Below are 21533 nucleotides of genomic sequence, written 5' to 3' on the forward strand. Positions count from 1 at the left end.
TATTTTATGCATCGTTTATATAAATGATGAGTTGTCTATAATGGCGTACGAAGGGAATTGACAAAAAAGGAGTGAAATAAATGGATCGCCTTGCATCATTGCGCGCACAAAAACGAGCTTACATATACGGCGTTGTTGAACAAGTGAACGGTGAATGGATATTTTTTGATGAAGATGACGATGCGCATGAATTAACAAGTTTACCGAAGGAAGTCGAACTTTTCCGTTTCGGTCAATGGATAAAAGGATGGCTTGGGGAAGATGGGGACGTGTATATGACCGAACGGTACGCATTAAAAAACGGTGACCGTCTCCGCTACGTAAAGCCGTTGCCGCACGCATACGAACAATGGCTTTCTCAGCTACCCGATCACGCGTTTTTTCATTTTATTCACTTAGTTAACGAGTGGCATTTTTCCGTATATGACTGTTTGTATTGTTATAACTATATGTTGTTTGCTGAAAAAGGGGTTAATTTTTTAATATTTGATAACTCGGTTGACATGTGCAACGTCCAACATTATTTTGACGAAAAACAACATCGCTTTGAACTGACGTTGCAAACAGGGAAAAAAGTGATCGGTGTCCAACTCGATTATTGAATGACCACGTTCCCTTGTAACACTTGTTGTTCAAATTGTTCCGCAGAAAGCGGTTTAAAAATCGCATACCCTTGCGCATAATGACATTTTAATCGCTTTAACAATTTCATTTGCTCAGCCGTTTCTACCCCTTCGGCGACAACTTTTAGGCGCAAGCCGTGCCCCATCGTAATGATTGATTTCACAATCGCAATGTCCGAACGATCTTGATGGAGTTGGTAAATGAACGACCTAGCAATTTTTAACGTATTGATCGGCAAATTTTTTAAATAACTTAAAGAGGAGTAACCTGTGCCAAAATCATCAATAGACACTTGCACACCAAGCTGTTGAAGCTTTTTCATCACGTGAATGCTGTAATACATATTTCGTAACATCGAGCTTTCTGTAAGTTCTAAATGTAAACAATGAGCGGGAAGCTGCGACTGCTTCAGCGCTTGTTGGACGTCTTCAAAAAACGTCGGATGCTGAAATTGCGTCGCTGAGACGTTGACAGAAATCATTAACGAATCAAAGCCGAGATCATGCCATTTTTTCGTTTGCATGCACGCTTCTGTTAATACCCAACGACCGAGCTCATGAATGAAACCAATTTCCTCTGCAATCGGAATAAATTCAAGCGGAGACACAAATCCGATTTTCGGGTGTTTCCAGCGCAATAGCGCTTCGCTCCCGATAATTTTTCCCGTCATTAAATCAAGAAGCGGCTGATAGACGAGAAAACATTCTTGTTTTTCGAGCGCTTTTCGCAAATATCGTTCAAGCTCGACGCGATACATCACTTGTTCGTTCATTTTTGTGGCGTATAACTTCACGCTGTTGCCGCCTTTTTGTTTCGCCCGATTGACCGCTGTATCCGCATTTTTTAATAACGACTGCGCATCGACCCCATCCGTTGGATAAAAGCTTACACCGACACTTGCGGTTAAGAAAAACTCTTTTTCTTCGTACACAATTGGCGAAGCGATATGTTGGAGCAGTTTTTTCGCCCATTCAACGACCGTTTGCACATCCGTTTGTTTTGTCAACAATAAGCTAAACTTATCTCCGCCAAAACGGCCTAAATGCGCGCCAGATGGCAATATGTTTTTTATTCGCTCCGCCATTTGCTTTAATATTTCATCCCCACCGTAATGACCGATCGTACCGTTTACCATTTTAAAACGATCCATATCAATAAATAAAACAGCAAGTGTACTGCCTGTTTCTTTCGCTTTGTCAATTGCGTTTTTCACGATATTTGTAAATTGCAGCCGATTCGGTAGCCCCGTGTCGCTATCGTGATATGCGATATATTTGATATGTTCTTCTGCGCGCTTTTGTTCGGTAATGTCGCGTCCGATCCCATAAATGCCAACCTTTTTTCCGTCAACGATAATCGGAACATTTTTAATTTGTAATAAATACACTTCTCCTGATTTCGATGGAATTTCTAAATTGTATTGTTGCACCTTTCCTTTTAACGCGCGATAAAAATAGCGGCGCACGCGCGGAATATCTTCTTTTTTAATGTAATCAAGCGAGTTTGTATGCAAAATTTCGTCTGCCTTATACCCAAACACGCGCTCAAACGCAGGATTGACGCTTGTGAAATTGCCTTCTAAATCGGTGGAATATACAATGTCTGGATTATGTTCAAATAAAGAGCGGTAATATTGTTCAGATAGCTTCATTTTTTGACGCATCTCGTCCATATTTGCTCGATAATCGTCAAAAACGAGGGCACAAATGATGGCATGTTCCGATGCATCCCCAATCATCGGAAGCAGTTGTGCTTGGGGCAAATGATGTTGCACGTACCGTTCGACTTGCATGCGAAACGAAGGAGAAAGCGAAGAAACGAAAATCGTTAGTTGGTCATACTCATATAAACGAGAGTCGCTCACCCATCGTTCCCAATCTGCAAACGTTTTACAAACCGTTTGAAATAATTTCATCCCCTTTTTCCCACTCTTTCTTTCTCTTTATATTTTTAGGATTATCACTTAATTTTCATTATAGCACATTTCCATATGGTAGAAAAAGATAAAAGTTGGCAAATGTGCCAACTTTAAGAAAAGAATGAAAAACCAAACGGCAACTTAAATCCAAGATATAGTACGACCACGAACGCTACAAAAAACTGAAGCCAAAGAATATTCGTATTTTTTCCTTTCGCTGTCCGAACGAGAATCATTTCCATCGTTCCGATCACCCATATCCCAACGATCACTTTAATGATATAAAGAAATGGGAAGGAGGACATGCTATGTAAAATCCACGCTCCTGTCGCAATAATGAACACGTAAAATAGGCGCAACAACATGTGTAACGTTTTTGTTTTTTCATGTCCTTTCGACTGTAAAACAAGCGCAACGACAAATAAAATAAGCGCAACAACCCACGTCGTAATATGTGCATGTGTCATCGTCATTCTCCTTTCTCTATCCATTTCATATATGAATCTATCATAACACGTCGATCGTGATCGGACAATTGAAAAGGAAAACGCTCACCTTTTCTATTTACTTTCTATATTCACTTCAAGTATGTTATATATGTGAGCATCCAAGTGGGAGGGATCAACTTGAAAACAACACAAATCATCGAGCTAACAGAAAAATACGGGGCAAACAACTATCATCCACTTCCAGTCGTCTTATCTAAAGGCGAAGGAGTATGGGTAGAAGATCCAGAAGGCAATCGTTATATGGATATGTTGAGCGCTTACTCTGCGGTCAACCAAGGTCATCGCCATCCGCGCATCGTGCAGGCGCTTATTGATCAAGCGAATAAAATTACATTAACATCGCGCGCATTTCATAACGACCAGCTCGGTCCATGGTATGAAAAAGTCGCAAAGCTAACGAAAAAAGAAATGGTTTTGCCGATGAACACAGGTGCCGAAGCGGTCGAAACAGCCGTAAAAGCAGCGCGCCGCTGGGCATATGACGTAAAAGGCGTTCCTGCGGATCAAGCCGAAATTATCGTTTGTGAAGATAACTTTCACGGTCGGACGATGACAGCGGTGTCGATGTCATCCAATCCAGAATACAAACGCGGATTCGGTCCGATGCTTCCGGGCATCAAAGTCATTCCGTTCGGCGATGTAGAGGCGCTAAAACAAGCGATCACTCCAAATACAGCCGCATTTATTTTTGAGCCAATTCAAGGAGAAGCAGGCATTAACATTCCGCCAGAAGGATTTTTAAAAGCCGCATACGACGTATGTAAACAACATAACGTTTTATACATTGCGGACGAAATTCAATCAGGACTTGGCCGCTCCGGCAAAATGTTTGCGTGCGATTGGGAAGAAGTTGAGCCAGACATGTACATTCTCGGCAAAGCGCTCGGTGGGGGCGTATTCCCAATTTCATGCGTAGCCGCAAACCGCGACATTCTTGGTGTATTCAATCCAGGCTCGCACGGATCGACGTTCGGTGGCAACCCGCTTGCTTGTGCCGTTTCGATCGCTGCGCTTGATGTTATCATCGAAGAAAAATTGCCAGAGCGCTCATTTGAGCTCGGTCAATACTTCCAAGAAAAATTGCGCGAAATCAATCATCCAGACATTAAAGAAGTGCGCGGCAGAGGATTGTTTATCGGCGTCGAATTACACGTCCCTGCGCGTCCGTATTGCGAAAAACTGCAACAAGAAGGGCTATTATGTAAAGAAACGCATGACACAGTCATCCGTTTTGCCCCGCCGCTCGTTATTACAAAAGAAGAGCTCGATTGGGCAATTGAAAAAGTGAAAAAAGTATTTGAACAATAAAAAGCTGGGGATCCCCAGCTTTTTATTGTACTCGGTTGCGCAACGTGCCAATCTGGTCGATCGTAATTTCAACGACGTCGCCCGACTGTAAAAAACGCGGTGGATTCATCCCTTTCCCAACTCCTGCTGGCGTTCCTGTCGCAATGATATCCCCCGACTCTAACGTCATCCCTTTCGACAATGTCGCAATCATCGTTGGAATATCGAAAATCAATTGCGATGTCGTTGCCGATTGTCTGACTTCACCATTCACTTTCGTTTGAATATGTAACGCATGCGGCTCGGCAATTGCCGACCGATGAACGATCCACGGTCCCATCGGACATGACGTATCCAAACTTTTGCCAAGCAAATATTGTTTATGTCTTTCTTGTAAATCGCGCGCCGTCACATCGTTTATGATCGTATAACCAAACACGTAATCGAGCGCCTGTTCTTTCGGAATCGCTTTTCCCTTTTTCCCAATAACAATCGCAAGTTCCCCTTCATAATCTAATTGATCGGTTACATCCGCATGGCGTAAAATCGCTGCCTCATGCCCGATCACTGTCGTTGGCGCTTTCGAAAATACAATGATATTTTCGCGATCCGCCGCGCCTCCCATTTCTTGCGCATGATCTGCGTAATTTTTTCCAATACAAAAAATATTTTTTGTCGGGCGCGGAATCGGCGCAAGCAGTTGTACGTCGTGAAGTGCATACGTCCACTCCGGTCGCACACGTTCTAGCACACGTTGCACTTTTTCAATAAACGATTCACCAAGTTCTATGCATTCGATCATCGTATGCGGCATCGTTTCATCTGCTTTCGATAAATGAACGATTTTTTGCTCATGAACAACCCCAACAAACACATCTGATCCGACGTGCGCTGTAACAAATTTCATGTTCTCATCCCCTTTTTCGTATGATCGAACATCATTATGTTCTCTTTTTTATAACTAAACTCCTTTGAAAAAAATCATTTTCCAACACATTATCCTATTTCCTTTTTCTTCAGAATATGTATAATAGTTTATACATACAGTTGTTTACAGCTTGTTAACTAAAGTGAGAAATGTTGGTGAATCTTATGTCTCTTTCCCTCATCGAAAAGAAAAGAAGACAATTAATTGAATTGGCGCAAATGTACGGTTTTTCGGCGAAAGAAACGATCCAATGCAGTCAAGAGCTCGATGAATTGTTAAATAAACATTTGAAAGAAGCCGTGCTTTTCCATAAAGAAAAAGAGGACAAGCCGTGTGCGACATGATTCATTCATGTCGTTTTCTTTTTTCCGTACGTCATCCATCGCCATACGCGCTCCATCGGTCCGATGCGATATTTTTTTAGCCACCAATGGCTCCAACATATTTGCATGACATATACAACGAGCGCAACAGCTAACGCTTGTTTTGGTGTTACTTTTCCATACAATCCGAAGCCATATGAATAAAAAATGGTCGTACAAATGACGGATTGCATGAGATAGTTCGTGAACGCCATTTGACCAACAGGGGAAAAAAAACGAATGACGTTCGCCGTCGCAAACGAAAACGCGGTCAAATAAAACAAAGCGAGCGCAGGACCCCCGATCATATCTTGGGCATACTCGGTTACGATATTTTTTTCGATATATGGCAATAATTTAAACGCCATGCCGACGACGAATGAACCGATGCACCATTTTTGAATCGTTTCGCGATGTTGTGCCACATGATGAAACCATTTTTCTTTTGCGATATATGCTCCAAATAAAAGAAATGGCAAAATCGTTAAAATAAAAATGAATGTTTGTGTAAACGAATTGACGTATAGCCAATCGGCTACCCGTTGCATAAAAATTTGTTCCCACGTGCCTTGTTGATAATTTGCGATCGCCTGCCTTGCCAGCTCTGGCTCTGAAAAATCGACATCGCCACTTACTTTCCACATGAGCCACATGAGTATCGTTGAACCGAAAGCCCAACTGCTCCAAAGCGAAAGCGCCCAGTTACGTAACGTTTTTGCGCTCGCTTGAAAAAACGGAAAAAGAAACAACCCGACGATCGCATACCCGATTAAAATATCGCCATGCCAAATGAAAAATGCATGAATGACGCCAAATAACAACAACGCAAGCAAACGGCGCAAAAAAGTCACTCGAAACCGTTCGCCCCCTTTTTCAAACATCACCCATGCTCCCCAGCCGAACAACAACGAAAAAAGCGGATAAAAGCTCGCTTGCGCAAATATATCTACAAATGCGAGCAGAAAACGATCAACCCCATCTTTCGCAAATACCGACGCATCAACATATAACATCGGAAGCGAAAAATCAAGAACGTTTACAAGCAAAATGCCAAACAACGCAAAACCGCGCACCGCATCAATCGTCGAAATACGCATCTTTTCCCTCCTTTTCCATTTCATCCTGAACCTCCCGATGGCTAAAGCCACGGGGTTCTTGTGTACTATAGAGCTTCTTCCATACCTTCGCATGGATACTGACTCTAATTCCACAAGACTTTCATGGGCAAACACCTTTGCGAATATTAAGCGGCACCATGATCGCTCCTGTTTGAAATACGCCGTAAAATCCTTCGAGCATTTCTAACGTATTTGGCGCTAAATAAGCGACACGGTCCCCTTTTTTCCCCCTAAAGCACTTAACCCGTGAGACAATTGATTGACGCGCTCATTGAGCTCACGATATGTAAACGATCTTCCTTCGCTAATGACGCCGATTTTGTCTCCGTAAAGCGACACGGCACGATCTAAAAAATGAGTTAATACTAATGGAACGTCCATCCCCAATCCCCCTTATTTTTATGTCTAAAAATTATTATTTTTCAGAAATATTATAACACATCTTTCTTTTTATGGAGCACATTTCTTTCATTGTTTTCATATGATTGGGTAAGGGAAAGAATGAAGGAAAGGACGATGGCCATGCCTTCCTATATTGCAGGTCCAATTAAAATTACGAACGTCAGTAGCGATGCAACCGTCAATTTCGGCGATACGTTGCAAATCGCGCCAAAAAGTTCATCGAGGTCGCTTGCAGGTGCCGGTGGTGGAAATACAGGAGATTTTTTACAAACGAATACGTTTATTAGCTTTACAAATACACTCGATCCAGACACCGCCGATAGCAACATAAAAAGCAAGGGATAGCCGATGCCAGCCATTGTTGGAGCGGTCCAAATTAACAGTATCGGAGGTGGCGGTGTGTTTCATATCGGCGATGTATTTGCCATCTCTCCGTACAGCGTTGCTAAAACGTTTGCTGGTGCTGGTTCATTTAATACGGGGGACGGCCTGAATATTTACAATCAATATAGCAGCACAAATACAAACGACCACGATGTTGCCGATAGCAATGTCGTTGGAAACGTCTAGCGAGGTGGGACGATTAATGTGTACGTTCAACAAACGATTTCTATTCACCAATTAAAAATCGGCTCGCTTACTAACTCATCTGTACTGTAAATCGGAACAACTGGAAAAGTACAACCGCTCGCCACATGGTGCACTTTTCCTTCCGTCGGCAAATCCGGACGGTCGACATGCACCGCCGCCTTAGAGTCAAACCGGATGAGCTCCGCCTGCACACAGCGCATGACACAAACGGCGAACGCTGCGGCACGGAGATGAGCGGCCATGCAAGCGCGGAGCGAAACCGCCTCCTCCACTGTTTCTCCTTCACCTCCCATCGACAAAAAAACCCCTTTCGCCTCGGAATGATGCGAAAGGGGCCATGAGCCGTTCTTATCATCCAAAGCGAAACCGCTTTGCGGGTGTTAGCACCTTGCCTGCGGCAGGTTGCTGTGGGGTCATCAAGCCCGTTCTCTCGCCCACTCTTGATAAGACGTATGCAATTTATCTTCTATCTTATCATACATCATCAAAGGCAACAATCGTCATTGTTCGACTTCCGGTTGCTCGGACGTGACGCCGACATCTTTCCACGTCAGCTTCGAGCTCGGGTCAACCGTAAAGTTGGCGACACGGTTGTTGACCGCATAGATGGCGGAACGATACAACGTTGGGATGACCGGCACTTCTTCGTTCATTAGCTTTTGCCACTCGCTGTAAATTTTCCGGCGATACTCCTTGTCAAACGCCTGTTCGGAATGGCCTTTTTCCAACAGTTCATCGTTTTTCTCATTCACCCAGCGCGAGTAGTTGAACATGGCGTCGCGGCCGTACAATCCGTACGGGTCGACGTTCGTTCCAGTTCCCCAAGCGGCGGCGTAGACATCCACTTTCGGATCGTCTTTTTCGATCATATCGTAGAAGGAGTTGAACTCCGCCAAGCGTCCGTCTACAAGCTGAACATCGAGACCCACATCTTTCCAGCATTGCATATAAAATTTGGCCAGCGGTTCAGCGATGTCCCCACCGCTCATCGCCAAGAAGTTGACCTTGAATTTTTTGCCGTTTGGATCTTCGCGGAGGCCATCGCCATCCACATCTTTATATCCCGCTTCATCCAGCAATTGTTTCGCTTTTTCCGGATTGTACGTATACCCTTTGATGGAACTGTCATGATAGCCCGGGAACGACGGCGGAATGAGCGTGTTCGCCGGGAAGCGCAAACCATGATACAGGCGGTCGGCCACCTCTTGGTTGTTGATGGCGTACGCCATGGCTTGGCGCAGTTTTTTGTTTTGGAATTTCGGATTGTCCATTACGTTTTCCTGCTTTTTCGCATCCCAATGGCCGAGTTTAAAGCCGATATAGTTGTACGCCAAATCCACTTTACCGATAAACTGAATGTTTTTCGTCCCTTTCGCGTTCAAATATTGGTCAGTCGGGAACCCAGCGACGTCAATTTCGCCTTTTTTCAGCGCTTGCAGGACGACTTGCGGGCTGACGACTTTCAAAATGACGCCTTCCAAGTTCGGTTTGCCAGCCCAGTAGTCATCATTGCGAACAAACTCTACCGACTCGCCCGGAACGATTTTCTTCACTTTAAACGGACCGAACCCGATCGGGTTTTTCCGGATTTTATCCGATTTCGCCAAGTCTTTGATCGGAATGTCTTTCAAGTAATGCTTCGGCAGCGGATACGCCCAAATGCCAGTCAACACCGACGGATTGGCCTGTTTCCATGTGATCGTCAACGTCTTTTTGTCGATGACTTTAATGCCGGAAATTTTATCCGCTTTGCCGCTGTGATATTCTTCCATCCCGACGATCCCTTGGATGAGCGGATCGCCATAACGGACGCCGGTGTAATCTTTATGGCCGATGACCAAATACGCATACTCCAAGTCTTCAGCGGTCACCGGCTGGCCGTCATGCCAATTCACATTGTCTTTAATACGGATTGTCATCGTCTTTTTATCATCCGACAACTCATACGTGGCAGCCCCATCATTTGTAATTTCATAGTCACCGTTCGTCCGGAAAAGCGACTCGTCAAAAAATTGCAAAATCTCTGCGTCGGGCGCTCCGGTGTAGAATGCATAGCTGAGCGTCCCTTCAAACGGCGTATCGGACACAAGGCCGTATTTCAACACGCCGCCATCGATGATTTTCCTGTCGTTTTTCACCGTCATCGGGAATTTGCTGATGTCTTCCTTCTGAGCCGCCGGTTTTTCGTTATTGTTGCCCTTTCCGCTCGTTGTGTCGGATTTGCCCGTGCACCCGGCGAGCACGAGCAAGAGCGCGGCGAGAGCCGCCAGCCATTTTCTCTTCACATTTTCTTCCCCCTTATCCTAGTCGTTGTCTTGCATCAGCCGCACGTTTCAGCGCTTGGCCGATGAAATTTATGCACAGCATCATCACTAAAATAAGCAATGACGCAGGCAACCAAACCCACCATTTGTTTTGCAAAACATCCGGGTTGGTCGCATAGCTGACCAACGTCCCTAAGCTCGGCGTGCTCTCCGGCAGCCCGAAGCCAAGATACGTGAGCCCGGACTCGATGCCGATGTTGCCCGCCAAATTTAACGTCAAATTGACGATAATGATTGAGCTGAGGTTGGGCAAAATTTGAAAAATAATGATTTTCCAATCTGGCGTGCCGAGCGTTTTTGACGCGCTGACATAATCCAGCTCGCGCTCGGCCAGCGTTTTGGCGCGGATCAGCCGGGCTTTGCCCATCCACAAAAACGCGCTCATGATCAAAATGAACGTCAATACATTATATTTAGGCACAATGGCGACAAAAACAATAATGAGCATCAAAAACGGCAGAACGAGAATAAAATCGATGATGCGCATAATGACATTGTCAATCCAGCCGCCGAAATAGCCGGCCACCAATCCGACAATGAGGCCGATCGCCCCAGTAATGAGCGTAATGGCCAGCCCGATCGTAAACGAATTGCGGGCGCCGATGATGAGCTGGCCAAACACGTCGCGCCCTCCGTAGTCTGTGCCAAGCCAGTGTTCCGCTGACGGCGGAGAATAGATGGAAAGAAAATCCACTTTCACGATTTCCTCTTGATCCAAAAAGAGCGACACGCCATAGACGATCGACAAAAGGATTCCTAAAACGATGAGCGAACCAAGCGCGAGCCGATCCCGAGCCACCTCCCGCCACATGATCGAAAAGGCGGAAGGGCTTTTCTCGATGTTCGCTCCGGCCGGCGTTGGGCCGCTGATTTCCGCTTTCATGTCAGCTACCTTCCTCCTTCCCTACTCAATCCGGATGCGCGGGTCGACCGCACTCAAAATGATGTCCGACAACAGCGTGCCCACCAGCGTCGCCAGGCCGGAAATCATGACGAGCGCCGTCACGACGCTGTAATCCCGCTGCATAATCGACTGCAAAAACAGCTGGCCAACCCCCGGATAGCTGTAGATCGACTCCAAAAACACGGAACCGCCGACAAGCCCGGTGATCTCATACCCTAAAAACGCCGCGATCGGCAAAAACGCATTGCGCAAAATATGGCGCCAATAGATGTGCCGCTCCGGCACGCCTTTCGCCCGCGCCGTTTTCACGAAATCTTTCACTTTCGTATCGACGATTTCGCTGCGCAAATATTGAATCGTAACGACCGTGTTGATGAGCGCTCCCGACAACGCCGGAAGCATGAGATGGTTCAATTTGCTTAAATAGTAAGCGAGCGTCCCTTCCTCGACCTGAACGTCCACGCTGCCGCCGGTTGGAAACCAGCCAAGGTGAAAGCCGAAAATAAACAGCATGACCAAAGCAAAAATGAACAGCGGCGTGGCAAACCCGAGATAGCTGTAGCCGACGACTAGCTTATCAGCCCATGTATCTGTCCATCGCCCCGACACGATGCCAAGCGGAATGGCAATCAGGTACGTCAAAATTAAAATCGCCGCCGACAGCAACACCGTATTCCCGATCCGTCCGGCCAGCAGATCAGTGACCGGCTGCTGGTGGGTATAGGAAAGGCCGAGATCCCCTTGCAGCATGTTTTTCACCCAACGTATGTATTGAATATGCACCGGATCATTCAAGCCAAGTTTTTCCCGCATTTCCTCAAGCGTCTGCGGATCCATTTTCGGGTTGGCCGCCAGCTGCCCCGTCAGCGCATCGCCCGGCATCGCCTTCGCCAGCAAGAAAATGAGGACGCTCAGCAAAAACAATTGTGGAATCATAATGAGGATTCGCCGTAAAATAAATTTCAGCATCTTCCCGTCCTCCCCTCTTTACGGAATGGCCACCGAGTGCGTCGGCGAAATCGGCTTGAGCGGGTGAGCCCGGCCGTTTGCATCAAAATAGCGGGAATACGACTGCTCATACTCTTTTTCCACTTCGCGGCGAAGCGCCTCCTGCCGGCCGCGTTCGCGCGGATCGGCGTTCGGAATGGCGGAGAGCAGACGTTTCGTATAAATATGTTGAGGATTCGTAAAAATCTCCTCGCTCGTCCCTTCCTCCACGAGCCGGCCGCGGTACATAATGCCGATGCGGTCGCACATATGCCGAATGATCCCTAAATCATGGCTGATGAACAAATACGTCAGCCCGTACTCCTGCTGGATTTCTTTCATGAAATTCAACACTTGCGCCTGCACCGACACATCAAGCGCCGACACCGGCTCATCGGCGATGATGAGCTTCGGATTGAGCGTGAGCGCCCGCGCAATGCCGATGCGTTGGCGCTGTCCGCCGGAAAATTCATGCGGATATTTGTAAATCGACTCCGCGCTCAAGCCGACCCGCTCTAAAACGTATTGCACCTTCTGCCGCTCCTCTTGCGGGGACAGGCGTTCAAAATTGCGGAGCGGCTCGGCGACAATGTCGAGCACACGTTTGCGCGGATTGAGCGAAGAATACGGATCTTGGAAAATCATCTGGATGTCTTTCCGATACGGATGAAACTCGCGGCGGCGAAGCTTTGTCAAATCCGTCCCTTCAAACAGCACTTCCCCGGCCGTGGCGCGGATCAAACCGATAATCGTGCGCCCTGTCGTCGTCTTGCCGCAGCCGGACTCGCCGACGAGCCCGTACGTTTCCCCTTTGTTCAGCGTGAAACTGACATCGTCCACCGCGCGGACATGGTCGACCACCCGGCGAAAAAAACCGCCGCGCACCGGATAGTATACTTTCAAATGGTTGACGTTAAGAAGCGCCATGGCCGATTCCACCTACCTTTTGATCATCGGGAAAATAAAAATGTTGGTAACATGTGCAACGCACCCAGTGCCCCGGCTCCACTTCCCGCAACTTCGGATCCGATTCGTGCTTATCCGCCCCAATCCAGCTGATGCGCGGCTGGAAGCGGCAGCCGCGCCGCGGCAGTTTATGCAGCGGCGGAACGATCCCTTGGATGACGTGGAGTCGTTCCTTTTTCGTCTGCGCAGACGGGATCGACTGCAACAATGAGCGGGTGTATGGATGAAGCGGACGGTGAAAAATGGTATCGACGTCCGCTAACTCAACGATTTCCCCAGCATACATGACCGCCACACGGTCCGCCATTTCCGCCACCACCCCCAAATCATGCGTGATTAAAATAATGCTCGTTTTCATTTGCCGCTGCAACTCTTTGAGCAGCCCTATGATCTGCGCCTGAATCGTCACATCAAGCGCCGTTGTCGGTTCATCGGCGATGAGCAGGGCGGGCTCGCAGGCGATGGCGATCGCGATGACGACCCGCTGCCGCATCCCCCCGGACAACTCGTGCGGATAACGGTGGTACACCTTTTCCGGCTCCGGAATGCCGACTTTGCGAAGCAAGACGATCGTTCGCTTCTTTTTTTCGGCTGCTGACAGCCGCAGATGGTAATCCATGCTTTCTTCGATCTGCCGGCCGACCGTCATGAGCGGATTGAGCGCCGTTAACGGATCCTGAAAGATCATCCCGATTTCTTTGCCGCGGATGCGATTGAGTTCGGCAACGGAGAGCGACAGCAAATTTGTCCCTTTAAAGTGCAGGCGCCCCTCAATTTTTGTCTTTTCGGGCGGGTGGAGACCCATGATCGACAAAGCGAGTGCGCTTTTGCCGCAACCCGACTCCCCGACGAGAGCGACGACTTCGTTCTCTCCGATCGCCAGCGAAACGTCGTCGACCGCCGCATAATAGTCATCACCGATGCGGAAAGAGACTCGCAGCCCCTCAATTTCCAGTAACGTTTGCTTTGCCAATGTGTCCTTCTCCCTTTTGTTAGTATTAATAAATTTTAGACTATATATAATATTTAGATAATATTCTATCATTTTTTTTGTAAATTCAATATTCTCTATTATTTTTTTTCGTAAATTCAATAAATATTTATAGAAAGGTTCATCACCAAAAGTTGTACTTGCACCTGTCATGAACCCAGGCATTCAAACGACGTTTCGCTTGTCGCTCGCTTTGGCTTTTGGATACATAACGAAAATGTTGAAGGGATTGATAGACAGCCTGCAAGGAATCGCTCTCTTTCTGCCACTTTCGCACCGTTTGGCGCTCCTCCTCGGTGAGCTTCTCGGGACACTGGGTCAATCAGCGGCAAACATACCGAACATGCCCGTGTTTCTTGTTCACTTTTCCGAAGGATTGGCGGCATCGATCCAACGCTTCTGTAAACAATTGAATCACATGAAAATAATCGACCACATGCTTCGCTTCCGGACACCCCATAGCCATCAAGTTAAGAATTTGATCTTTTTTCAGCGCCAAAAACATTGATTTTTCGAACATGCGTATCATCCTAAAAAATTTTATACCGCTAACTTGACGGGTATGATTCCCATCCCCCACTTTTATATCTAAAAATTATTATTTTTCAGAAATATTATAACATATCTTTCTTTTTGTAGAGCACATTTCTTTCATTGTTTTCATATGATTGTGTAGGGGAAAGAACGAAAGAAAGGACGATGGCCATGCCTTCTTATATCGCTGGTCCAATAAAAATTACGAACGTCAGCAGCGACGGGACAGTGAATTTCGGTGATACGTTGCAAATTGCACCAAAAAGTTCATCAAAATCGCTCGCAGGTGCTGGTGGTGGAAATACAGGAGATTTTTTACAAACAAATACATTCATTAGCTTTACAAATACAATCGACCCCGACATCGTCGATGGCAACGTAAAAAGCAAGGGATAGCCGATGCCAGCCATTGTTGGAGCGGTCCAAATTAACAGCATCGGAGGTGGCGGTGTGTTTCATATCGGCGATGTATTTGCCATCTCTCCGTATAGCGTTGCTAAAACGTTTGCTGGTGCTGGTTCATTTAATACGGGGGACGGCTTGCATATTTACAATCAATATAGCAACACAAATACAAACGACCGCGATATTGCCGATAGCAATGTCGTTGGAAACGTCTAGCGAGGTGGGACGATGAATGTGTACGTTCAACAAACGATTTCTATTCATCAATTAAAAATCGGTTCGCTTACTAACTCATCTGTACTGCAAATCGGAACAACTGGAAAAGTACAACCGCTCGCCACATTAAGCAATACCGGTCAATTTACACAACCTGCTCCGGAATCAAAAATGAATATTCAAGGAGGACCGCTCGTTCCACTTCAGTCTCCTGTATAAAACTGTGATACTTCTTTTTGCTCGGCCATACATTAGAAAGTAAAAAGGTCGGCAAAGAAGGAGGCATCATACATGTGGCATGATTACTTTAAACAGCTCGAAACGTATTTAAAATGGCAACAACAAAAAATGCAATCGCTTGAACAAGCAGTAAACGCTTTACAACAGCAATATGAACAATTAAAAAAAAAGCCGCATACAACGATCGAAAAAATTGAATATCATTTTGATCAATTAAAAGTGGAAACGTTAGAAGGAACGTTAAATATCGGTTTAAATCCTGCCACGTTTGGAGAAGATACGATCGAAAATTTCGCCGTTCCCCAAAGTCAAACAATCATTCCGCAACCAACACCACTTTTTCGTAGCATTCAAACGGCTGTTCATTCATATTTACAAGAAGAAGGCGAAAATATTATCGCCCGTATGGAACAAACGTATAACCGTTCGCTCGATCCAACGTATCGCCAATTTATATTGGAAGATATTGCTCGACAAATTGATGACCGCATTCATTTTTATTTACGCCAACATGGAGAAAACGAACAAGAAAACGATGAGCGACAACAAAACATTATCGCATATTTAAAGCGAGATATCGAGTATTCCATTGAAACGTTTTTAAAACATTTACCTCGAGAGGGGATGAACGAATGAATATGACGGTTGTCAACCATCATCTTTCCGTCGGTCATATTTCGATTGGTGGGGTTGCAAGTTCATCGCTCGTATTAATCGGCGACAGCGAAACGATTCAATTAGCTTCCGCATTTGATACGCCGCCGGAATCGTTAATTATCGGTCCGTTTCCACAAAAACAAAGCAATAAAAAAAATGAGGAAAAGCGATGAGTCGCCTTTCCGTCGTCCACTTTCTGCGAGCAAACGCTGTCTCCTTTAGTTCCGTTGTACAAATTGGGGATAGCCAAGAAATTCGTCTTTCTGCGCGAGCACTTGCTGTTCAGCGACAGCTCGAATATGTGGATAGTAGGGAATTTCCACTTACTTTTCCGATTTTTGCAAAACCGATTCCCACTCCACCAATCGATGCTGAACCGCTTTGTCGCCATACGTTGCACGATTGTCCGCTCATCGCTGTTCATTCTATGCGCATTATCGGGGTTTCTTCTACATCCGTCGTGCATATCGGTTCAACAAAAACAGTAGAGGCAAATTCACGTGTCAAACATATTCGTCAACTATAAGGGGGGAAGCCGTATGCCAGCACTCGTCGGTCCGATTAAAATTAATCTCGTCGCTAGCGGCGCCGTCATGCAAGTCGGGGATACGTTATATGTATCACCGAAAATCACCTCTAGAACGTTCGCTGGTGCCGGTGCGTTTAACACAGGAAACTTTATTATGGCAAACAATGGCATTAGCTTAACGAACACGCTCGACTTTGATGCATCCGATCAAAACGTTGTCGGCAATGCTTAACGCTTTTGCCGCTTTGCTTTTTTTATTTTCGGTATCCGCTCAGCGGGTTGTTTGCGAATCCAGCGAACAAATGACGCAATTTGTTCATCATGTTGCATCTGTTCCATTGTGTATAGTCGACTGGCTAGCTCCTCGTTTGTATATAGGGCGTGAATTTGTTTATGGCACGGGATGCATAACCTTGCTGTTTCTGTGCCACCGTACTCTTTTGGGGTTAAATGGTGAGCAGTTAATACAACACCTTCTCTTCCGCAAAGTTCGCACATCCCTTTCATTGCAAATCCCCTTTTACATCACTTCAAGATAAACGGTCGTTCCTTTTCCAGACGGTTCTGCTGGCTTCACAATGAGCCGTTTCGGCATGCGTGCATGCAACTCTTGCACGTGGCTAATGACGCCAATCGCCATCTTTTCTGCCCGTAAACGTTCGAGCGCCGTCATAACGACATCTAACAACTCTTGGTCAAGCGTACCGAATCCTTCATCTAAAAAGAAAAATTGAAGCGGATATTCTCCGCGCAACTGAATTTGCGCCGATAACGCTAACGCTAACGATAAAGATGTTAAAAACGTCTCTCCGCCAGACAGCGTTGTCACCGGACGACGTACACCACCGTTTGCGTCATCACGAATAACAAAACCGCCTTCGGAGTCTAATTCAATCGCATAGCGCTGTCTCGTTAATTCGCCAAGTCGCTCGGAAGCATAGCGCGCCACATGAACGAGCTGTTCCTCGGCAATAAATTCAACGAAGCTGTTGCCGCGCAACACTTTTTGCAATTCTTCATACTGACCAACGACCTTCTCTAGTTGCGTTCGCTCTTGTTGCAATTGCACAAAGCGCACATGTTTCGTTTCCAAATCGGCGACGATTGCTTCGAGCGAACCGAGTTGACGCATATGTTCGTCTACTTGTTGCTTCACTTGTTCGTATGCGTACACCGTCTCTTCCCATTGCTGTTTCGTTATAACCGCCCCATTCATCGCTTCACGTAATCTTTGCCATTCGTTTTGCAACTTCGTGAGCACATCGTTATATTGTTGAATGCGTTGAGCGATTTGTTGTTTCGTTTGTTCATCTAAACGAGAAGCGCGTACGTCATCGACCGCTGTAAAAGAGCTAGTCTGCAATTGTTCAGCCAAAGCATATTCTGCTTCTTTTTTTCTTTTTTCTGCTTCTTGTAAAGCGACATCTGCTGCTTGTTTATCGGCTTGTAACGTTCGCAATTGTTGTTGTAAGTTCATCCAGCGCGCATACGCTTCTTCTTCTTCTCTTTTCATACGTTGTAGCGCTTGTTCCATAAAAACGATCTGTTGTTGCACACGCTCCTCGTCTATCTCTTCAGGTAGCGTTCGTTTATATTGTTCGTATTGCTGCTTGTGCATATTCCATTCGGTCATACATTGTGCTTTTTGTTTCGTCATGTCTTGATATGTTTCTTTCCATCGCTCCAATTCAGCTCGTTTATCATCTAGCACGATGACGCTTTTTTCAATACGCTGTTGTAGCTGTTGAGCTTCGCGTTCCCGTTCGCGAAGCTCAGAAAGCATCGCATCTACTTGTTCGAACGATACATCTGGATACGCCTCATGCCACATCTTTTTTTCTTCTTCAACTCGCGCACGTTTTTCTAAACATTTTTCTTCCCATTCACGAATTTGTTGGCCGATCGTTTCCATTTGGTATGCATATTGCTGTTGTTTTTGTTTTTGTTCGTTCCATTGTTCCATGTAGTGACGCACACGTTCCCGACATTCCACGTAATCTTGATACAGCGCCTTTTGTTCGACTTCCGCCTCTTGTAACGAACAAAGCGGTGTTTCTTCAACTTCTCGTTTCACTTTTTCGACATCAACATGCTGCGGCAACGGTTGACGCGCCATCAGTTCGGCCAATTGCTCCACTTGCACTTTGATTTGTTGCATAGCGATCATGAGCTGTTCCCCATGTTGAATGGAATGCTCCATTCGTTTCATCGCTTCTTCCTCGAGCGCCGTTTCTTTTCTTTTTGCTCGATTCGGATGATGCGTCGAACCACAAACAGGACAAGCCTCGCCATCACGCAAACGTTCGGCTAACGTTGCCGCTAAATCATGTAACCGCGCCGCTTCCATTTGCTTTCTTTCTTCTTTCTTTTGATAAACGAGTACCGCGACTTGCCTTTCGCGCTCACATACACGATGATACAACGATTCGACATAACGAAACGTTGCAACGAATCGCGCTTCGTTTTCTTTCATTTGTTTCATTACTTCGTCGTACGTTTGTTTCAACGTTTCGTACACTTTTTGTTTGTTTTCTTTTTCCCTTTCTAACTCTTCAAGCTGTTGTTGCTGCAATTGAATTCGCTTTTTTATCTCGTACGCTTGTTCCAATCGCTCTTTGACATGTACGTCTACTCTTTTTTCTTCCCATTGTTTTTTTAACTCTGCTTGTTTCGCACTCCATGTCGTATATTCTTTCGTGCACGCTTCAACCATTTGGAGCGCTTGTTGTTCTTTTTGCTCGATCTCTCGCAAGCTCGCGCGTAGCTTGGCTTGTTGTTGTTCGAGCGATCGCATAAGCGCCAACGTTTGCAACGCTTGTTTCAACTGCTCTTGTTTTTGCAACGCTTTCGGTTCTTCTTCGTTCTTTTTCACACGACATTGTTCATATTGTTTACTTGCTTGTTCATACATCACGCTTGTTTGTTGTAATTGGGAAGCTAGTTCACTTGCTTTTTTTTGCCAACTTACAACTTCTTGTGCGCTTCGTTCCGCTTGTTCCATATACGGCACAAGTCGCTCCGCCTCTTTGCTTCGCTCATACGTTTGCGCAAGCTGTTTCATCTGTTCTTCTTGTTCGCGCCATTTGTTTAGTTCATGTTCAACTTTTTCTTTTTCACATTGCCATTGCCATAATTGCTTTTCTTTTTCGTATTGTTCATGGATGTGACGCAACTTGCTTTTCGCTCTCTCTAACTCCTCTTTTTTTTCTGCTAATGCTTGCTTTTGTTTCTCGACTTGTTCTTTTGACGCATCGCCAAGCCCTGCCTGTTCCCCTTTAATCGCTTCGAGTTTTGCTGACGCCTCGGCTAATTTATTTTTTAATTTTTTATTTAATTCGTCTCCATACCGTTCGAGATGAAACAACCGCTGCAACATTTGGCGGCGCTCTGACCCTTTAAGCGATAAAAATTCCGCAAATTTTCCTTGTGGTAACACAACGGCTCGTGTAAAGTCTTTCATTTCTAAACCGAGCAATTGTTTTACTTGCTCATCGACAAGCCGTGTTTTATCTGCAATGACGACTCGTTCCGCTCCTTCTTCAATTAGGCGGCTGACGACGGAACGAATACGCAACGCATCCGCACGCTTAAACGAGCGCTCAACGGTATATCGTTTAGCCCCACTTGCATTTTGCAATTCAAACGTAAACGAAACGAATAACTCATTTTCGGCATGATTCATAATTCCGTTCGTTTGATTGGACGCACGCTCTACATTTCCGTATAAAGCGAGCGTCATTGCATCTAAAATCGATGACTTCCCGCTTCCTGTCGGTCCGAAAATGCCAAATAATCCGCCTTCGCATAGTTTTTCAAAATCAATCGTTTCTTTTTGACGAAAACTATGCAATCCTGCGATCGTTAAACGAATCGGCTTCATTGTTCGTCCTCCTCGGCAACGAGCTGTAAAAATAGTTGAACGATCTCTTCGGACGGTTTCCCTCCACCTGTTTGTCGTTCATAAAAACGCGTAAATAACGTTTCAATTGGCACATCGGTATGCACTTCACGAGTAACTTCTTCTTTCTTTAAGTAGTTCGGGCGAATATGAACAAATCCATCATACAATTTGCGTAGTCGATGTGTTTCTTCTAACGTTAACGATTGCTCGACATCAATTTCTAAATCAATCCACGCGCCGCGATCGCGCCCTTCCTCAATCCAACGATACACTTGCGCAAGCCCTTCTGTCGCTTTCCATCTGACAAGCGGACGTCCTTTTGACAATAAATATTCTGAAATGATCGGTGTGCAACGTGGCTGTACATCAATGATCGTGACAGACTTGCTGTATCCTGCTTCAGAAAAACTGTAAGCAAGCGGTGAACCGGAATAGCGCGCCGGCATGACCGCATGTTTTACATCTTGCGGACGATGCAAATGACCGAGCGCGACATATTGCGCCTGCGCAGGAAAGCTTGCCGGCGACACCGTATACGCCCCACCGAGCTCAATCGGACGCTCGGAGTCGCACGTTGCCCCGCCTGCAACATATAAATGGCTCATCGCAATATTCACCGCATCCTCTCGAAACGATTCGTTCATTTTCGCAAAAATGGCTCGAATGCGTTCATCATATCGTGCGCGCAACAACGCCTCGTCGCACTCCTCCGCCAACAATTCATTCAGTCGCGCCTCTGACGGATAGGGAAGCGCTCCGACCATTAACGTCTCGTCGCTTGATGGAACGTAAATTTGTTGCACACGATCGGTCGGAAAACCTAGCAACGTAATAGCGTGCATATTTGCAATCGGAGCGGCAGCGCTTAAACGCCCCGGATGATCGTGATTTCCTGCAATGACGACAACGTGGCGCTTACCGTAATCGCTTAACCGCGAAAGCGCTTCGTAAAAAAGCTTTTCCGCATCAGCAGGCGGATTGACTGTATCGAACGCATCGCCTGCAAGCAATACGACATCAATGTTTTCTTTTTGTACGATTTCGACCATTTCATCGATGACCGCTTCTTGCTCGAGTAAGCGGCTCCGTCCTTCAAGTGTTTTTCCTAAATGCCAATCAGCTGTATGTAAAATACGCAAA

At 45.9% G+C, this 21533-nt stretch carries 24 protein-coding genes, 3 pseudogenes and 1 riboswitch; of the genes and pseudogenes, 13 read left to right on the plus strand and 14 right to left on the minus strand.

Annotation, left to right across the window (positions count from 1 at the left end; genetic code table 11):
• Nucleotides 1-80 precede the first annotated feature (80 nt).
• A complete protein-coding gene (locus tag NSS60_RS11705; RefSeq protein ID WP_004891979.1) occupies nucleotides 81-602 on the plus strand; it encodes a DUF2777 family protein in 522 nt (173 codons plus the stop codon).
• On the opposite strand, the gene NSS60_RS11710 is transcribed toward NSS60_RS11705, so the two are convergent.
• Both NSS60_RS11710 and NSS60_RS11715 read right to left on the minus strand, forming a co-directional pair.
• On the minus strand, nucleotides 596-2539 hold the full coding sequence (locus NSS60_RS11710) for a putative bifunctional diguanylate cyclase/phosphodiesterase (RefSeq protein WP_340720875.1): 1944 nt from the start codon (nucleotides 2537-2539) through the stop codon (nucleotides 596-598). The genes NSS60_RS11705 and NSS60_RS11710 overlap by 7 nt on opposite strands.
• Before the next feature lie 113 nt (nucleotides 2540-2652).
• Entirely contained in the window at nucleotides 2653-3009 is a 357-nt protein-coding gene (locus NSS60_RS11715) for a YisL family protein (RefSeq protein ID WP_035018846.1), read from the minus strand.
• 159 nt (nucleotides 3010-3168) lie between these two features.
• On the opposite strand from NSS60_RS11715, the gene NSS60_RS11720 reads away from it, so the two are divergent.
• Nucleotides 3169-4359, plus strand: coding sequence for an ornithine--oxo-acid transaminase (locus NSS60_RS11720; protein WP_004891986.1), 1191 nt, complete (start codon nucleotides 3169-3171; stop codon nucleotides 4357-4359).
• Between the two features lie 22 nt (nucleotides 4360-4381).
• Here NSS60_RS11720 and NSS60_RS11725 read toward each other — a convergent pair whose 3' ends face one another.
• Entirely contained in the window at nucleotides 4382-5245 is an 864-nt protein-coding gene (locus NSS60_RS11725; protein WP_004891988.1) for a fumarylacetoacetate hydrolase family protein, read from the minus strand.
• Nucleotides 5246-5430: 185 nt separating this feature from the next.
• On the opposite strand from NSS60_RS11725, the gene NSS60_RS11730 reads away from it, so the two are divergent.
• A complete protein-coding gene (locus tag NSS60_RS11730) occupies nucleotides 5431-5610 on the plus strand; it encodes an aspartyl-phosphate phosphatase Spo0E family protein (RefSeq protein WP_004891991.1) in 180 nt (59 codons plus the stop codon).
• A gap of 5 nt (nucleotides 5611-5615) precedes the next feature.
• On the opposite strand, the gene NSS60_RS11735 is transcribed toward NSS60_RS11730, so the two are convergent.
• The gene (locus NSS60_RS11735) at nucleotides 5616-6725 is read right to left on the minus strand and encodes a DUF418 domain-containing protein (protein ID WP_035018848.1); all 1110 of its coding nucleotides are present in this window, start codon (nucleotides 6723-6725) and stop codon (nucleotides 5616-5618) included.
• Between the two features lie 121 nt (nucleotides 6726-6846).
• A pseudogene (locus NSS60_RS11740) lies at nucleotides 6847-7127 on the minus strand (AMP-binding protein).
• A gap of 141 nt (nucleotides 7128-7268) precedes the next feature.
• Between NSS60_RS11740 and NSS60_RS11745 the strand changes: the two are divergent.
• From NSS60_RS11745 to NSS60_RS11755, 3 genes and pseudogenes are all read left to right on the plus strand, one after another.
• Complete coding sequence (locus tag NSS60_RS11745; RefSeq protein WP_004891999.1) at nucleotides 7269-7493, plus strand: spore germination protein; 225 nt, start codon at nucleotides 7269-7271, stop codon at nucleotides 7491-7493.
• Nucleotides 7494-7496: 3 nt separating this feature from the next.
• Entirely contained in the window at nucleotides 7497-7718 is a 222-nt protein-coding gene (locus NSS60_RS11750; RefSeq protein WP_004892003.1) for a spore germination protein, read from the plus strand.
• Nucleotides 7719-7730: 12 nt separating this feature from the next.
• Nucleotides 7731-7805, plus strand: a pseudogene (locus NSS60_RS11755) (spore germination protein GerPB); the annotation flags it as partial.
• Nucleotides 7806-8084: 279 nt separating this feature from the next.
• A riboswitch (SAM riboswitch) is annotated at nucleotides 8085-8189 on the minus strand.
• Between the two features lie 50 nt (nucleotides 8190-8239).
• On the opposite strand, the gene opp4A reads toward NSS60_RS11755, so the two are convergent.
• The 6 genes and pseudogenes from opp4A to NSS60_RS11785 form a co-directional block, all read right to left on the minus strand.
• Nucleotides 8240-10024 (minus strand): oligopeptide ABC transporter substrate-binding protein, encoded by a 1785-nt coding sequence (gene opp4A / locus NSS60_RS11760; RefSeq protein ID WP_340720876.1) that lies wholly within the window; start codon nucleotides 10022-10024, stop codon nucleotides 8240-8242.
• A gap of 13 nt (nucleotides 10025-10037) precedes the next feature.
• A complete protein-coding gene (locus NSS60_RS11765) occupies nucleotides 10038-10946 on the minus strand; it encodes an ABC transporter permease (protein ID WP_004892010.1) in 909 nt (302 codons plus the stop codon).
• A 21-nt stretch (nucleotides 10947-10967) separates the two neighbouring features.
• Nucleotides 10968-11936 (minus strand): oligopeptide ABC transporter permease, encoded by a 969-nt coding sequence (opp4B, locus tag NSS60_RS11770; protein ID WP_035018851.1) that lies wholly within the window; start codon nucleotides 11934-11936, stop codon nucleotides 10968-10970.
• 18 nt (nucleotides 11937-11954) lie between these two features.
• Complete coding sequence (locus tag NSS60_RS11775) at nucleotides 11955-12881, minus strand: ABC transporter ATP-binding protein (RefSeq protein WP_004892015.1); 927 nt, start codon at nucleotides 12879-12881, stop codon at nucleotides 11955-11957.
• Nucleotides 12868-13893 (minus strand): ABC transporter ATP-binding protein, encoded by a 1026-nt coding sequence (locus tag NSS60_RS11780; protein WP_004892018.1) that lies wholly within the window; start codon nucleotides 13891-13893, stop codon nucleotides 12868-12870. Before NSS60_RS11780 ends, NSS60_RS11775 begins: the two co-directional genes overlap by 14 nt.
• Nucleotides 13894-14062: 169 nt before the next feature.
• Nucleotides 14063-14440: pseudogene (locus tag NSS60_RS11785) on the minus strand (transposase); the annotation flags it as partial.
• Nucleotides 14441-14616: 176 nt separating this feature from the next.
• Between NSS60_RS11785 and NSS60_RS11790 the strand changes: the two are divergent.
• From NSS60_RS11790 to NSS60_RS11820, 7 genes are all read left to right on the plus strand, one after another.
• Nucleotides 14617-14841, plus strand: coding sequence for a spore germination protein (locus tag NSS60_RS11790; protein WP_004892020.1), 225 nt, complete (start codon nucleotides 14617-14619; stop codon nucleotides 14839-14841).
• A gap of 3 nt (nucleotides 14842-14844) precedes the next feature.
• Nucleotides 14845-15066 (plus strand): spore germination protein, encoded by a 222-nt coding sequence (locus tag NSS60_RS11795; RefSeq protein ID WP_004892022.1) that lies wholly within the window; start codon nucleotides 14845-14847, stop codon nucleotides 15064-15066.
• Between the two features lie 12 nt (nucleotides 15067-15078).
• On the plus strand, nucleotides 15079-15285 hold the full coding sequence (locus NSS60_RS11800) for a spore germination protein GerPB (protein WP_004892026.1): 207 nt from the start codon (nucleotides 15079-15081) through the stop codon (nucleotides 15283-15285).
• A gap of 72 nt (nucleotides 15286-15357) precedes the next feature.
• On the plus strand, nucleotides 15358-15942 hold the full coding sequence (locus NSS60_RS11805; RefSeq protein ID WP_004892029.1) for a spore germination protein GerPC: 585 nt from the start codon (nucleotides 15358-15360) through the stop codon (nucleotides 15940-15942).
• A complete protein-coding gene (locus NSS60_RS11810; RefSeq protein ID WP_004892032.1) occupies nucleotides 15939-16136 on the plus strand; it encodes a hypothetical protein in 198 nt (65 codons plus the stop codon). Before NSS60_RS11805 ends, NSS60_RS11810 begins: the two co-directional genes overlap by 4 nt.
• Nucleotides 16133-16489, plus strand: a complete 357-nt coding sequence (locus tag NSS60_RS11815; protein ID WP_004892035.1) for a spore germination protein GerPE — start codon at nucleotides 16133-16135, stop codon at nucleotides 16487-16489. The genes NSS60_RS11810 and NSS60_RS11815 overlap by 4 nt, the downstream gene beginning before the upstream one ends.
• 13 nt (nucleotides 16490-16502) lie before the next feature.
• Nucleotides 16503-16724, plus strand: a complete 222-nt coding sequence (locus tag NSS60_RS11820) for a spore germination protein (protein WP_004892038.1) — start codon at nucleotides 16503-16505, stop codon at nucleotides 16722-16724.
• Here NSS60_RS11820 and NSS60_RS11825 read toward each other — a convergent pair.
• From NSS60_RS11825 to NSS60_RS11835, 3 genes are read right to left on the minus strand one after another with little or no spacing between them, the layout of a single operon-like run.
• On the minus strand, nucleotides 16721-16999 hold the full coding sequence (locus NSS60_RS11825) for a hypothetical protein (RefSeq protein ID WP_004892041.1): 279 nt from the start codon (nucleotides 16997-16999) through the stop codon (nucleotides 16721-16723). The genes NSS60_RS11820 and NSS60_RS11825 overlap by 4 nt on opposite strands.
• 13 nt (nucleotides 17000-17012) lie before the next feature.
• Nucleotides 17013-20372, minus strand: a complete 3360-nt coding sequence (locus tag NSS60_RS11830) for an SMC family ATPase (protein ID WP_340720877.1) — start codon at nucleotides 20370-20372, stop codon at nucleotides 17013-17015.
• Entirely contained in the window at nucleotides 20369-21532 is a 1164-nt protein-coding gene (locus NSS60_RS11835; RefSeq protein WP_004892047.1) for an exonuclease SbcCD subunit D, read from the minus strand. Before NSS60_RS11835 ends, NSS60_RS11830 begins: the two co-directional genes overlap by 4 nt.
• Nucleotide 21533 lies beyond the last annotated feature (1 nt).

It is taken from the genome of Anoxybacillus sp. FSL W8-0382, from assembly GCF_038003845.1.
GTDB lineage: Bacteria > Bacillota > Bacilli > Bacillales > Anoxybacillaceae > Anoxybacillus > Anoxybacillus flavithermus_G.